The organism is Nostoc sp. DSM 114167, from assembly GCF_052692655.1.
This window is the reverse complement of sequence record NZ_CP195116.1, coordinates 2,885,270-2,899,348: the sequence shown is the minus strand read 5'-3', so window position 1 is coordinate 2,899,348 and position 14,079 is coordinate 2,885,270. Positions and strand designations below refer to the sequence as shown.

Below are 14,079 nucleotides of genomic sequence, written 5' to 3'. Positions count from 1 at the left end.
GTTTAGTAATTTCCGCACTTCGATTCCCAATATTTTCCTAAATTAATCTAAATTTTACATCTTACCCCTTGTTTTTATGATACTATACGAAAAATTACGTATTTTCTAGCAAAACATCCTGTATTTTTAAGTAAACTAAGTCAGCAAATATACAGTTTATTCAGCATATCTTTATAATTTTTTAATGATACTACAAAGAATATTAATTTAATATGGAGTATCGGAAATTTTATTAATGTGCTTATACATTATTGTTTTTACAGCAAAGTTAAGAATAAAGTGCAAATGCTGATTACATAAGCTTGTTACACGCGTAAAAACTTATTTATTGATGCAACAAATATTGAATTAATTAAACACTACAAAACAAATAAAAATCAAAATAACATTTTGATAAATACTTGTAGCTATTTCTTAACTGTAGGAGCAGCTAGAAATTCCTATTTGATTTTTGAAAAAACGAACTACTCCATAAGAGTAAGAGGCAGTGAATGTTTCTTTATTACCTGTTTTAGGAGTAATTTGATGAACCAAATGAGACTAGATATGTACAGTCTCGTTTTGGAATATTTGTCAAGGTTTAGCAATATAAAAAATCCAGCCTAACAAAAACTAATATATTACTAAATAAGTATACTATTTAGTAAACAGTAGATTGTAAATATGTCAAAAGTAGCACTAGAAAATCCCCCGGTAGGGCATTGCAAAAAAGAGAAAAATTTTGTTTGTTATTAAATTAGATGGCGTAGTTTTATTGCTTGTTTTGAGTTAAATGAACCTCTAAAAATACAGGGTAGATCATGCATATTCCTGATGGATTTGTTTCTATTCCGGTGGCCGGGGCTACTGGTTTAGCGAGTGTGGCAGCGTTGTTTGTTGCCTTCGGGCGATCGCAAGAGGCTTTTGGTATTCGTCGTGCCCCGATATTGGGATTAACCACCGCCTTCATTTTTGCTGCCCAGATGATCAATTTTCCAGTAGCAGGAGGTACTAGTGGTCACTTGTTAGGGGGAACCTTAGCTGCGATCGTTTTGGGCAGTCCTTGGGCAGGAACGTTGTGTCTCGCCACAGTTTTAATTATTCAAGCCGTGTTATTTGCTGATGGTGGCATTACAGCCTTGGGAGCAAATATTTTTAACATGGCAGTAGTTGGGGTTTGGGTTGGCTGGGTTTTAACCGAAACCCTACAACGTTTGTTTGGTGGCTCTAAAGGGCGTTTACCCTTGGCTGCTGGAATCGCAGCTGGTGTAAGTGTAGTGGTAGCTGCGATCGCTTGTGCCATTGAATTAGCCCTCTCTGGAACTGCACCGATAGCGATAGTTTTACCAGCCATGACTGGCGTGCATATTTTGATTGGCATTGGCGAAGGGCTGATTACCGGGGGTGTGCTGACTTATCTGGCTACCGCTCGACCAGATTTGTTACCAGGCGAACAGCACGAGTTTCGTGGCTGGTCAGTGCCTATTGTCACCATTTTTTTGATTGCGGGAGTGCTGTCACTCTTTGCCTCAGCATGGCCCGATGGGTTGGAGAAAGTTGCCGAGAATACAGGTTTTCTTAAATTAGCCGAGAAAGTACGGATAATTGTGCCGACTCCCTTAGCTAACTATGGAATTGAGGGTTTAGGGCCAATTGGCACTAGTATCGCTGGGCTGGTGGGAGCTGCGGTTTGCTTTGCTGTTGCCTTTGGAATTGCCAAGGTAGTGAAACCGAATAATGCTTAAACTTTCCTTACCGCTACGCTTACAACTGTCTCTAGCGATCGTGGTGGGAGCAGCTTTATTAAAGCATCATGCCTGGTATGGACTAAGTGTATATGGCGCGATCGCACTTTTATGGGCTTGCTTCTTGCGCGTACCAATTCGCCAATTGGGAGGATTACTCGGCACAGAATTGATTTTTTTGTCATTGCTAGCATTGCCTTTGGGATGGGAACGAGCCAGTTTTTTGCTAGTTCGTTCGCTGGTTTGTCTGGTGACGATGAATAGTTTTTTGTTAACCTTACCGCCCCACAGTTTCGGCATTGCCCTCAAAAGCTTACCAGTACCAGCACCTTTAAAGGAAAACTTATTGTTAGCTGGGCAATATATGGAAATTTTGCTCTCAGAAGTAACGCGGATGCGGCGCAGCGCCCAACTACGCGGTTTGAATGGAACTACGGGATGGTTGCGCTATGCCAGTGCAGCCATGATTGGAGCTTTGTATCTCCGTAGTTTAGATCGAGCAGAGCGAGTCTATGCGGCAATGGTAGCTCGTGGTTACAACGGACAATTACCCATAGATTCTACCCTTAGACCAAAAGAACGTTTTGCCTTATTAATAGCTTGGGCGATCGCTGCTAGCGTAACCCTAACTTCTTACAAAATTTAACCCACTCCCCAATAGAGACGCGACTAATCGCGTCTCTCACTAAAACGCGATTAATCGCGTCTCTACTCCCTTACATATTGAGTTTGTAAATTTTGAAATCATTAACTTCTAATCCCCAATTATCAACCCATAACCCCCATGCAGCTGTAGTCGAGGTTAAGAACCTGGTGTATGCATATTCTCACCAGGAGCCAGTATTACAGGAAATATCTTTTACCTTGAACAAAGGCGATCGCGTTGCATTGATGGGAGCAACAGGTTCTGGAAAAAGTACCTTGTTGGAGAACTTAATCGGCTTAAAACAACCGCAAACAGGAAAAATTACCATTAATGGTATTCCCGTAGAACCGCAAACTTTACCCCAAGTGCGTCGTCAAATTGGCTTTAGCTTCCAAGATGCCAACGACCAACTATTTATGCCGACTATCTTGGAAGATGTTACCTTTGGGCCGCGTAACTATGGAATATCACCAGCAGAGGCTAGCGATCGCGCTAGGCAGTTATTAGCTGATTTTGGTCTAGAAGCCTACGCTAATCGTTCCGCCCACGAACTTTCTGGTGGACAAAGACGCCTAGCCGCCCTAGCCTCAATTTTAGCCCTAGAACCAGCAATTCTAATTTTGGATGAGCCAACTAACGGTCTCGATCCAGCATGGCGTCGTCATTTGGGGCAAGTATTATTAAAGTTACCTGTACAAGCGATTTTAATTGCTTCCCACGATCTAAATTGGTTAAGCAGAGTCACTCAACGCGCTTTGGTACTTTCTGGTGGTCGTATTCAAATAGACAGCGATATTCAACCACTGTTACAAGATGGTACTACTTTAGACCAGTTGGGTTTGCCGATAGATTGGTGATTTGGGCATTGGGCATTGGGCATTGGGCATTGGGCATTGGGCATTGGGCATTGGGTATTGGGTATTGGGTATTGGGCATTGGGCATTGGGTATGGAGAAGAGACAAGGTAGACAAGGAAGATGGGGGAGATTTGGGAGAGATTTGTTCAATAATTTCCCCTTGTCCCCCTGCTCCCTGCCCCCTGCTCCCTGCCCCCTGCCCCCCTGCCTCTTGTGCCCAATCCTCTCATTTCCCCGTAATATTGGATACTATATTGTGGGTTGCATTGCTGTTGGGGTGTTAATGTCTGTTTTACATAAATATACTGTTCTTGTTCCTGTGAGCCTAAGTATTGCTTTGTTAGTTGCTAGTTGCAGTGACAATAAAGTTTCCCAGTGCCAGCGACTGATTCGAGTTGTGAATGCTGGAACTTCTCTAATTGATAAAAATAAAGGAACACAAGTGATAACTAGCATACAGTTATCTAAAGATTTAGACTTTGTGACTAAATCCATTGCAGAACTGAAGTTAAAAGATCCGAAGCTGAAAGAATTTCAAAGCGGTTTTGTGAAGATTTTTCAAAATCTTAGTCAAGCGATCGCCAAAGCAGGTAAAGCCCTTGGTGCAACCAAGACAGCACAAGCCTCAGAAGCTGGAAGAGAAAAAATCCAAAAGGCGAGAACCGAAATTGATTCAGCACTGACGACAGCTACAACTCTTGGTAAACAGTCAGATACATTAGTGAATCAGATGAATAAGTATTGTAGCGAGCCAGAATAATCTATCTGGGGTATGGGGATTAGGGAAAAGGTGACAGGCGATCGGGAATAATAGACTTCTTGGCATTTGTCGGGAAAAGGTTCTGTATTATCCCCTTCCCCTTTAACCAAAACCTTTTCCCCAAGAGTGCAAAAAGCACAAATGCCAAGAGGTTTAATCTGTACCCTATAACCTGTAACCTATTCCCTTCTTCACTGACACGGTGATGCCTCTCGGATAGTCAGTAACTTTTATCACTTTTTTTTCAAAATTTTTCCTGATATACACCAACTTTATCTGTCAAAAGAAGTATTGTTGCAAGTCAAATGAAATACCAGGAGTGATATGAGTCTACTGATGGCGAGTGTGCTGGCAACAGCGCCAATATCTGCGCTCAATTTACCAGAAAAGTCCGTAATTCTGCCAGAAAACCCGGTGCAGCAGTCAACACAGGATAATTTATCTCAAGTTGTCTCACCTGCTGAAATTACACCACCTGAATTTGTGCAACCAGATATAACTACCTCGTCAGCGATAAAAAATAAGTACGAGAATATACTTAGAAAAAGTAGAGACAAAATTCAATTTATCAGTTCATCTAACTTACCTGAATTAAAAAATACTCAACCTGTAACAGAAGTTGTACAGAACCAGGAAAGTACAGAAGAATTTTCCCAATCTCCTCATCCTCTAGACTCAGACAACCCAATGTCTCAAGTCACCTCAGTATCGCAACTCCAGGATGTGCAACCCTCCGACTGGGCTTTTGCTGCTTTGCAGTCTTTAGTAGAACGCTATGGCTGCATTGCGGGATACACTGATGGGACTTATCTGGGGAATCGCAGTATCAGCCGTTATGAATTTGCGGCTGGTTTAAATGCTTGTTTGGAGAAGATTAACGATGCGATCCCTGCGGTGGCCACTGAGCCTGTCCTGAGCGTAGCCGAAGGGCGCAGCCGAAGTGCGGGCTACGCCTACCCTAACAATAAAATTAATACTGTTAATCATGAAGATTTAATCCTGCTGCAAAGATTGCAAGGCGAATTCAAAGCAGAGTTGCAGCAATTACAGCAGCGTATCGAAGCTGTGGAAAAGCAGACTAGTGAATTACAAGGAAATCGGTTTTCCACAACTACCAGATTATTTGGTCAAGCCATTTTTAGCGTTCAGGGAACCAATAGTCCCGATGTCGATTTGTTTCCGAGAGATGGAGTACCTGAACGTCAGGGAAAAACCAATCTGACTTTCGCAAGTAGCGCCCAAATAACCTTAGCAACTTCATTTACAGGGCGAGATTTGCTGTTAACAGGGTTGTCTGCGGGTAATTTGGGTTCTAATGCATCGTTGTTATCTACCAATATGGGGCGGTTGGGATTCGAGTCAAATACAGACAACAATCTAGTTATTAGTGACTTATCTTATCGATTTCTGGCCTCGAATAACTTGGGAATTGTCGTAGGTACGGCGGGAGTCAACCCGATTAACACCTTTCGCGGTATTAGCCCTTTAGAAGGTTCTAGCGATGGTGCGATTTCTCTATTTGGTCAGCGCAACCCGATTTTAAGTATTGGTAACGGCAGTGGTGGTATAGGCTTTGACTGGCAAATTAGCGATCGCATCAGTTTGCAAGGCGTTTATAGTGCCGAAATACCCAATTTTTCTGGCGACACTAAGCAGGGCGGACTCTTTGGTGGTAGATATACTGCTGGCGCTCAGTTAAGTTTAGCACCCACAAATAATATCGATGTCGGCGTACATTATCTCTATTCCCACTCCCCAGATGGCTTACTGGGAGGTGGTATTGGCGATTCTCAACTGATTTCACCTTTTGCAAATCCTACAGCTTTCGATACCCAAGCCATTGGTGCTACCGTTGCTTGGCGAATTAACCCTAACTTGCAATTGGGTGGTTGGGGTGGCTTTACTTCCTCCAAGCCATTTAAACTTTCAGGAAGTGTAGAAACTACCAACTGGATGGTATTCGCGGCTTTTCCTAATTTGTTGCATCCTGGGAATTTAGGAGGCGTTCTCGTTGGACAACCGCCCAAAATTACTTCCAGTACTTTACCCGACGGCTTCAATTTTCCCAACTTTTCTGATGGGGGGACAGCAGGTGGACGTAGTGACACATCAATTCACGTAGAAGTTTTTTACCGCGCCCAACTCAGCGATAATATCGCCTTGACTCCAGGCTTATTCGTTATTTTCAATCCCGATCACAATGCTGCTAACGATGCATTAATCGTTGGGACATTAAGAGCAAGTTTCCGGTTTTAATTTTGTACTGATGTAAATGTAATAAAATACGCTATTTTATACTCCTTAATTCAGTATTGGATGCTTTCACGATCCATTAGGAGCAAGGAAAAGTCATGCGTAAACATACGCGTATTTTTTTTGTATGTGATTAAAGGAGCAAAGTTTTAATGAAATTAAATTCATCAGTTCAGTTGGGTTGTGTTCTTGTTAGCAGCAGTTTAGCCGCAGTCTTCATCGGTTTAAGTGGAACAAATGCTTCTGCTCAAATCACAATTCAAAGCACTGGTACATTATCGGGTACTATCCAACTCCCCAGAAACAATCCCAATTTCAATCAAAGTACTACTCGCGTTGATACGGACGACACGGGAACTTACTCGCGGAACTTAGGTACTAAAAACAATCCTAATTATGTTCCTATATACAAGTCAGACTATGTGCAGGTACAAACACGCTCTGATGGTAGTCTGCATTATTTTGTTGACTTTAAAGGCATTCCGATTGTCTCCTTTAATGGCGTTCTTACTTCGCCGATTCTCTCTGGCGGTGAGTTGACACCCTATAAATACCAGGGACAATTGGCAGGAACCACATTTCAAGGAGTAGTTCAGGATGAATTTAATCTCACCAAAGCCTTATACACTGGTATTGTCACCGATCCAAACACTGGAAACCAGTATCAGGGCACTTTTGAAGTGAGTGGATATGGAGTCCGATATAGCGATCGCAATGGTGGTGCAACCCCCACAGTTTTTGATTTCAAATCCGATCTCCCAGGTTCGCCAAAGGTAACTTCTTTGGAAATGACTAACGCACCTCTAACAAGAATACAAATCAAAGTACCTGCAACTGCAACTCTCATAACTCCGACACCAACTACTGGTAACGGTAGTACACCCACTTCCCCACCAGTAAGTAGCGGTGGTAGTACACCCACTCCCCCGCCAGTAATTAGTGGTGGTAGTACAGCCATTCCTCCATCAGTAATTGATGGTAGTGCGATCGCCCCCACACCTGTAGTTAGTGATGGTAGTGCGATCGCCCCTACACCTGTAGTTAGTGATGGAAACACATTCACTGTTACGCCAATGGTTGATGGCGGTAACACATTCACTGTTACACCAATAGTTGATAGTGGCGCTTCCTCGACACCTACAACGTACACATCTAGGTCTAATTCACCATCAATTTCTACTACACCTAATATGGAATTGAGCAATGGTAATTCCCTAGAGGTGAATCAAGTAGTTGTCAACCCTGCAACCCTTGCTCAAGCCGCTTGTTCGCAAGATTCTACCAAAAGTTGTACAATGCCCACTTTAGCAAAACAAGCGATCGGCCCTCGTAGTCGAGTGCTACTGCGTTAGTTAGGGACTTTTCAATAAAAAATATCCAACTACTTGTTGTGGGGTGGGCGTCTCGCCCGCCCCCAAGCAAAGGCTAACTTGACCAAAATTCTGAATGCTTTTGGAACTCTAGCAGGGCAAAATGAAATCAATATAATAGTTAGCACAGAGGCATACATTGCAATTAAAAAAGTCTACCATCACTTATTCGCAGCGTTTTTGTTGCTCAGACTACCTTTCGGTGGTATCTTTTACTCTGATGATTTTCTGGCTATACTAGTAAACTTAAGCGATTGATTGATAAATTTCATCCTCCAGCATAAAATACACAAAAACTCTAAATTTTGGACATATATCAGTATGCATTTACTTCTAACTGACATAAAAATATTGTCTGATGTTGGAGAAAATTAATTTTCTTAGAAGCGACAAAAACTTAATCGCTAAGGTTAACACTAACACTACAGAGTGAATCTACATCAATCAAACATCTTCCGAGTAAGCACCTATGAAAGAAGAATTGATAGCCAGAGTCGTGCAGGTCTTGCGAATTAATATGAGTTGGATGACTTGGAATTTGTTTCTGGCTTTTATACCTTTGGCTTTAAGTGTCTGGCTATTTCGTATGAGGCGAGGTGGCACTTGGCTTTGGTGGCTAGGATTCTTAGTTTTCTATGCTTTCTTACCAAATGCACCATATTTATTGACCGATGTAATTCACTTGATAGATGATATCCGCACGATTCAATCGGTGTGGATGATTACTTTAGTACTTATTCCTCTGTATTTACTAGTAATTTTAAGTGGATTTGAAGCTTATGTAATATCGTTAATTAATTGGGGTCACTATTTACATCGTATCGGTAAGAGCCAATGGATTTGGCGCGTTGAGACAATTACACATTTTCTCTGTGCTGTTGGTGTTTATTGGGGGCGATTTTTGCGTTTCAACAGTTGGGATTTTATTACTCAACCTGATGCCGTACTTACCAAAGGAGTAGAAGAAATTCTGGGAAAACAACCCCTGGTGATTATTGCTATCACCTTTGTGGTACTTGCAGGTTTGTACTGGATTATGAAACGAGTAACTTTAGGTCTTAGCCAATCAAATAGCAGAATAGGGATAAACTCAGGACGCACAAACTCTAATACGCCAAACATTTGATCGACGTGGTAATTTTGGTTTTTAATTTTGGGATTTTTATTAGTAATTTCCTTGATGGATATTGCCTATCAAAAGAAAGATGCAACTAAACCCTCCTTGAGGTGAAATAAACTCAGAAGCAAACGGTTGAACTTCAACCGCTATCACCTGAGAATAACGTCCTATCAGATCGTTAAATATTGATGGTCTGATGTATCTGGTCACGTTGATAGGAGGGATATAATATGCAAGTAATCTCGAAAGAGGAAATCAAGACATTAATAGAACAGCCAAAAGGAAATTGTGTTTCCATTTATATGCCAACGCACCCAGCCGGGCCAGAAGTGCGACAAGACCCAATTCGTTTTAAAAATTTGGTCAGAGAAGCAGAGACTCGTTTAATTGATGCGGGTTTGACACAGGAAGATGCGATCGCATTGTTGGAAAAATCCCAGGAAATTGATACCCAAGAGTTTTGGGAGCAAATGGGAGAGCAAGGGCTGGCAATTTTTATTTCTGAAGACATTTTTCGTTATTATCCCCTACCAATTGATTTTCAAGAGTTGGTCGTAGTTACAGACCGATTTCACATCAAGCCGTTGCTGCCAATTTTAAATGGCAATGGTTGCTTCTATATCCTGGCTTTGAGCCAACAAGATGTCAGGTTCTTTGAAGGAACACGCTACAGCGTCAAAGAGATAGAAGTAGAAAATCTCCCTAAAAGTCTAGATGAAGCTCTGCAAAGAGACGATACTGCTAAAGAAGGTCAGTTTCGCATCGCCACATCAAAAGGGGGAACTTCTAATCCTTTTTCGCAACCAGGTACGTTTCACGGACAAGGAAGCCCTGATAGGGATAGACGACAAGAAGACATCCTCCAATTCTTTCAAATTGTCGATCGCGCATTATACGAAAAACTGAAATTACAAAAAGCGCCTTTGGTGCTGGCTGGGGTAGAGTATCTCTTGCCTGTGTATAGACAGGCGAATACTTACCAGCATTTAATGGATGAAGCTATTATCGGTAATCCAGAAATTCTCAGCGCCCAAGAGTTACACGATCGAGCTTGGCCGATTGTCGAGGCTGATTTCCAAAAGTCACAGCAAGCAGTTTTGGATCAATTTCACGAACTGTTTGGTGGTGATACTGGTAAAGCATCTAACAACCTCCAAGAAGTTATCTCAGCAGCTTATTACCAACGCGTGGATTCATTACTAGTTGCAGTTGGTCAGCAACAGTGGGGTTTATTCGATCCAACCTCAGAAACGGTTTATTTGCACCCAGAAAAAGAAGCTGGTGATGAGGATTTGTTGGATTTCGTTGCTGCTCATACCTTATTAAACGGTGGCACGGTTTACGCTGTTCCCTTTGAAGAGATTCCGTATAGCACAGCCGTTGCAGCAATTTACCGATATTGACATTTTGATGGTGTTGTATAAAGTTGAATGTGCTATATACAACACCAAAGATGATTACTATTCGCTCCTCGATCGGTCAATCTCTAATCGGTTTAGCTCTTTTGAGTGCAACGGCTATATTTACTCAGACGGCAATAGCAGAAACAATAACTGGAGAATTGGGCAATGTGCGGGCAGAAATATCTTACGAAAAACCAGAGGAATATCAGTATAAAAATATCCGGTTGAAAATTATCCGGGCAGGTAAAACTGTTTTGGATCAGAAACTACCGCAAGAAGATGAATATGACAGACCTGTAGGGAATATATCTGGACAAGAAAAAGAAAATAACTTACCTGTGCAAGACTTGGACGGTAACAAAGAACCAGAAATAATTGCCGATTTCTTTACAGGTGGAGCGCACTGTTGTACTTATTCATTGATTTACCGCTATGACAGCAAATCTCAAAAGTATATTAAGATTCGTCATGAATGGGGCAATGGTGGCTATCAACTAAAAGATTTAGACAAAGATGGACTGCCAGAGTTTAATAGTCGAGACGATCGCTTTGCCTATGCTTTTACAGCTTATGCTGCTTCTGGCTACCCCCTGCAAATTTGGCGTTATCGCCAAGGTAAAATGGTCGATGTGACTCGTAGCTATCCCAAATTAATCTCCAATCATGCCTCAGAGCTATGGCAAACTTATACCCAGGCACGCCAACAAGGCGATGATGGCAAGGGCTTTTTAGCAGCTTATCTGGCAGATAAATATCTGTTGAATCAAGGACAGGATGGATGGGGGCGAGTGCAACAAGCTTATAAAAAAAGCGACCGCACCAAATTCTTTGCCGATTTACGAAAGTTTTTGCGCGAAACTGGCTACATTAAATAATTGGCAGCGAGCAATTAATTCCTAACTCCTAACTCCTAACTCCTAACTAATAAAGCTTTCGGCGTGCTGCTGCCAAAATTAAGCGTTGTTCAGCACGAGCGATCGCTTGATATGTTCGTTCGACTGCTTCCGGTTCAACAGAAATGGAAGTTATACCCCATTCCACTAACTTATCAATAATTTCTGGATACAGAGCTGGTGCTTGACCGCAGATTGAACAAGGTATATCGGCACTTTTAGCCATTTGGATCAGTTGAGCGATCGCACCCATAACTGCTGGATGACGTTCATTAAATACTTTTGCTAACTGTCCTTGTTCTCGATCCACTCCTAGCAATAATTGGGTCAGGTCATTTGTACCAATAGAAATTCCGGCCACACCTGCTTTCACATATTCTGGTAATAAAAACAGTACACTTGGCACTTCTGCCATCATCCACAATTGAAACTGCGCTACCTCGGTTAAAAAAGCTTGCTCAACTTTGCGACGGCAAAAAGTAAATTCTTCTACAGTCCGCACAAAAGGCAACAGCAGGTTTACATTGGTGTAACCACCTTGCTGTACACTTGCCAAAGCTTTCAGTTCTAGGTCAAAGACTGCGGGATTTTGTAAATAACTAAAGGTGCCACGTTCGCCTAACATTGACTGGGGCGAAGATTGTAAACTATCACTCAATGATGGTAAATCCTGCGATCGCCAATCTAAAGAACGATAAAAAACTGGTCTTGGGGCAAAGGCACGAGCAAATTGCATAATCTGCTCAGACCATAGCTCTAACAATTCTGCCTGACGCCCGCTTAAAATCCAACTATTGGGATGTTGCCCGTTCAATATATTTAGTACCATCAATTCGGAACGTAACAATCCCACTCCATCCACAGGCAGGTTTTGCACTTGTTCTATTAAAGTGGACTGACTCAAGTTAACCAGCAATTGGGTAGCAATCATAGGTAGATGAGACGTAACAGCAGAATGAGGCGCTTTCGAGTTGGGGCGATCGGAGGTAAGAAGATTTTCTTCTCTTCCTTTGTCCATCTCTTCCTTTGAGTCTCCTTTGATGCGATAAACTTCTCCTCTGTCGCCATCAAGCAGCAATCGTTCGCCAGTTTGGATTAAAGTTGTGGCAGATGTGGCGTTTACTACTGCTGTGATACCTAATTCTCTAGCTAGAATTGCCGCGTGACTGGTTAATCCTCCTTGTTCAGTGATAATACCACCAACTTGTTGCAATAATGGCAACCAATCAGGGGTAATCGTTGGTACTACTAAAATTACTCCTTTCGGTAGTTGTTCGGGTTTCTGTTGCGGATTAATAATTACATGGGCAGTGGCTACAACCCGTCCTCCGGCTGCTGCTAGTCCCCGAATCAAGTGTGAGTGGGGAATTATAGATTGCGAAGGATTAACTTGTGTGATGTAGAGCTTACCAGATGTAGTTTGCCCAGCGAGAGTCCATTTAATGGTAAAAGTTTTACCTAGTTCACTTACCAGTTGAGTTCCCAGAGTAATTATTTGCTGTAAGTATTCTTGTTGTAAAGAGTACTGTTTTTGTTGGGCTTCTGGAATTAAATAAGTAATCAGACAGGTGCGATCTGGTATTAACTCTGAGTTTGGCAAGAGTCGCAAAAAAATTTTAGATGCTGCATCATCGACACCATAAGCCAGCATTTTATTGCCCAATTGTTGCTCAAGTACAGCCCCAGTTTCTGGCTGAATGTAGTAAATATCTGGCTGTATTTCGCCAAGAGCGATCGCAATTCCTAATCCCAAAGTAGCTTCAATTTCCCATCCAGAGGCATTGGTTGTAAGCGAGCCAGAGGCGATCGCATTTTCAACAGGTTGCACCAAAACTGCGAGATTAATTTGTTGCAGATTAATTCCTGAGTGCTGCCAATATAATAGACTCCGGGCCCGAAATATTTGACTCCAGGTACGTTTTAGAGCCAAAGCGATCGCTTCTGGTTCGCACTGGCAAAATACCGACTCTAGTAAACCCGATATATTGTTTATTCCTGGAGTAGCAGTTGATACTCCCAAGGAAGGTCGAAGAATTAAACAGCTAGTTTTCCATTCTCTAGCTGCTTGAAAAATTGTACTCACCCACTCCTGGGTTATAGTCGCAGTCAGAATTTCTTGGCGCAAGCGACTAGCCACCTGCTGAAGTTGGCGCCAATTAGTAACATCCAGGTGTAGCGAAGAATGGGGTAAGTCAGCTATTAATGATTCTGAACTATTGAGATTTTCGAGAAATTGCCGCAAAATTTCTGCCGAAACTACAAAACCAGGCATCACCGGATAGCCACGCTGAATAATTTTGCTCAAGTAAAAGGCTTTGTCACCTACTTTGGCACGGTCTTGTAGTTTAATTTGATCTAGCCAGTAGAGTTTATTCACTCAATTTGTTAGTTGTTTATTTGTAGCCACAGCCATTTCTTTTTGGTATGTTATCAGGTTAATCTACTGACTTCTGAATAAAAAGTACTCAGGACTTACAGCAGTTTTCTTTTGGATGAATTACAAAGTTATGGTGGAAGCAGGATAGAGGAGAATTCAGAATGGGCTGCACCCCGCTGTGCTAACAGAATTCAGAAGTAAAACAGGCTTTATACCTGGCTTTGAGACGAATCGTTGTGTACTTCAGCAACTTTAAATACGCTGTATAGCTTATTTGCTCGACTTGTACATGTCATTATCATATTTAATTGTTCAGTGTATGGGTTAAATCTAACAATTTAAGGTATAATTCTCTGGCTAAGTCATTTGAAATAGCCAAAAAACTATTTCATAAATTTAAAATTCATGTAGTTTGCCCAAATCCGATCGCGATCGCAATTTAATAATGCAAATCTCCATTCATTGACCAAAATAATATCTTATTGAAAAATAATCCTATTAAGGGAAAATATTGATTCTCAGTTTCAAAATCATTCCTGAATTGATAGAATCCAAATACGAGATAGGCTATTGCACTACACCCATTGGATTAAACTCCATTAATAAAACATTAGAATAGTTTTGTACTATTTTTATAAAAATATTACGATTGAACCTAGTATATAGAATTCTCCAT

At 41.7% G+C, this 14,079-nt stretch carries 10 protein-coding genes; 9 read left to right on the top strand and 1 reads right to left on the bottom strand.

Annotated elements, in window-relative coordinates; all coding sequences use genetic code 11:
• Positions 1–800: 800 nt before the first annotated feature.
• The 9 genes from NSTC731_RS12390 (at position 801) to NSTC731_RS12350 (ending at position 11,008) form a co-directional block, all read left to right on the top strand.
• Positions 801–1,724 carry an energy-coupling factor ABC transporter permease gene (locus tag NSTC731_RS12390; RefSeq protein WP_445631062.1) on the top strand — a complete coding sequence of 308 codons (924 nt, stop codon included), beginning with the start codon at positions 801–803 and terminating at the stop codon, positions 1,722–1,724.
• Entirely contained in the window at positions 1,717–2,370 is a 654-nt protein-coding gene (locus tag NSTC731_RS12385) for an energy-coupling factor transporter transmembrane component T family protein (protein ID WP_445631061.1), read from the top strand. Before NSTC731_RS12390 ends, NSTC731_RS12385 begins: the two co-directional genes overlap by 8 nt.
• A gap of 92 nt (positions 2,371–2,462) precedes the next feature.
• The gene (locus tag NSTC731_RS12380) at positions 2,463–3,227 is read left to right on the top strand and encodes an energy-coupling factor ABC transporter ATP-binding protein (RefSeq protein ID WP_445631060.1); all 765 of its coding nucleotides are present in this window, start codon (positions 2,463–2,465) and stop codon (positions 3,225–3,227) included.
• A 283-nt stretch (positions 3,228–3,510) separates the two neighbouring features.
• Positions 3,511–3,987 (top strand): hypothetical protein, encoded by a 477-nt coding sequence (locus NSTC731_RS12375; protein WP_445631059.1) that lies wholly within the window; start codon positions 3,511–3,513, stop codon positions 3,985–3,987.
• Positions 3,988–4,311: 324 nt separating this feature from the next.
• Positions 4,312–6,243, top strand: coding sequence for an iron uptake porin (locus NSTC731_RS12370; RefSeq protein ID WP_445631058.1), 1,932 nt, complete (start codon positions 4,312–4,314; stop codon positions 6,241–6,243).
• A gap of 149 nt (positions 6,244–6,392) precedes the next feature.
• Positions 6,393–7,592 (top strand): hypothetical protein, encoded by a 1,200-nt coding sequence (locus tag NSTC731_RS12365; RefSeq protein WP_445631057.1) that lies wholly within the window; start codon positions 6,393–6,395, stop codon positions 7,590–7,592.
• Positions 7,593–8,079: 487 nt separating this feature from the next.
• The gene (locus NSTC731_RS12360) at positions 8,080–8,736 is read left to right on the top strand and encodes a DUF1361 domain-containing protein (RefSeq protein WP_322670693.1); all 657 of its coding nucleotides are present in this window, start codon (positions 8,080–8,082) and stop codon (positions 8,734–8,736) included.
• Between the two features lie 224 nt (positions 8,737–8,960).
• Positions 8,961–10,133, top strand: coding sequence for a baeRF3 domain-containing protein (locus NSTC731_RS12355; protein WP_445631056.1), 1,173 nt, complete (start codon positions 8,961–8,963; stop codon positions 10,131–10,133).
• A 50-nt stretch (positions 10,134–10,183) separates the two neighbouring features.
• On the top strand, positions 10,184–11,008 hold the full coding sequence (locus NSTC731_RS12350; protein WP_445631055.1) for a hypothetical protein: 825 nt from the start codon (positions 10,184–10,186) through the stop codon (positions 11,006–11,008).
• A gap of 46 nt (positions 11,009–11,054) precedes the next feature.
• Here the strand turns inward: NSTC731_RS12350 and NSTC731_RS12345 are convergent, their stop codons facing one another.
• Entirely contained in the window at positions 11,055–13,403 is a 2,349-nt protein-coding gene (locus NSTC731_RS12345; protein ID WP_445631054.1) for a putative PEP-binding protein, read from the bottom strand.
• Between the last annotated feature and the right edge of the window lie 676 nt (positions 13,404–14,079).

Excerpts from the sequence above, each read along its gene's own strand:
- NSTC731_RS12390 (WP_445631062.1), top strand. The coding sequence starts at position 801 with ATGCATATTCCTGATGGATTTGTTTCTATTCCGGTGGCCGGGGCTACT.
- NSTC731_RS12385 (WP_445631061.1), top strand. The coding sequence starts at position 1,717 with ATGCTTAAACTTTCCTTACCGCTACGCTTACAACTGTCTCTAGCGATC.
- NSTC731_RS12375 (WP_445631059.1), top strand. The coding sequence starts at position 3,511 with ATGTCTGTTTTACATAAATATACTGTTCTTGTTCCTGTGAGCCTAAGT.
- NSTC731_RS12370 (WP_445631058.1), top strand. The coding sequence starts at position 4,312 with ATGAGTCTACTGATGGCGAGTGTGCTGGCAACAGCGCCAATATCTGCG.
- NSTC731_RS12365 (WP_445631057.1), top strand. The coding sequence starts at position 6,393 with ATGAAATTAAATTCATCAGTTCAGTTGGGTTGTGTTCTTGTTAGCAGC.
- NSTC731_RS12360 (WP_322670693.1), top strand. The coding sequence starts at position 8,080 with ATGAAAGAAGAATTGATAGCCAGAGTCGTGCAGGTCTTGCGAATTAAT.
- NSTC731_RS12355 (WP_445631056.1), top strand. The coding sequence starts at position 8,961 with ATGCAAGTAATCTCGAAAGAGGAAATCAAGACATTAATAGAACAGCCA.
- NSTC731_RS12350 (WP_445631055.1), top strand. The coding sequence starts at position 10,184 with ATGATTACTATTCGCTCCTCGATCGGTCAATCTCTAATCGGTTTAGCT.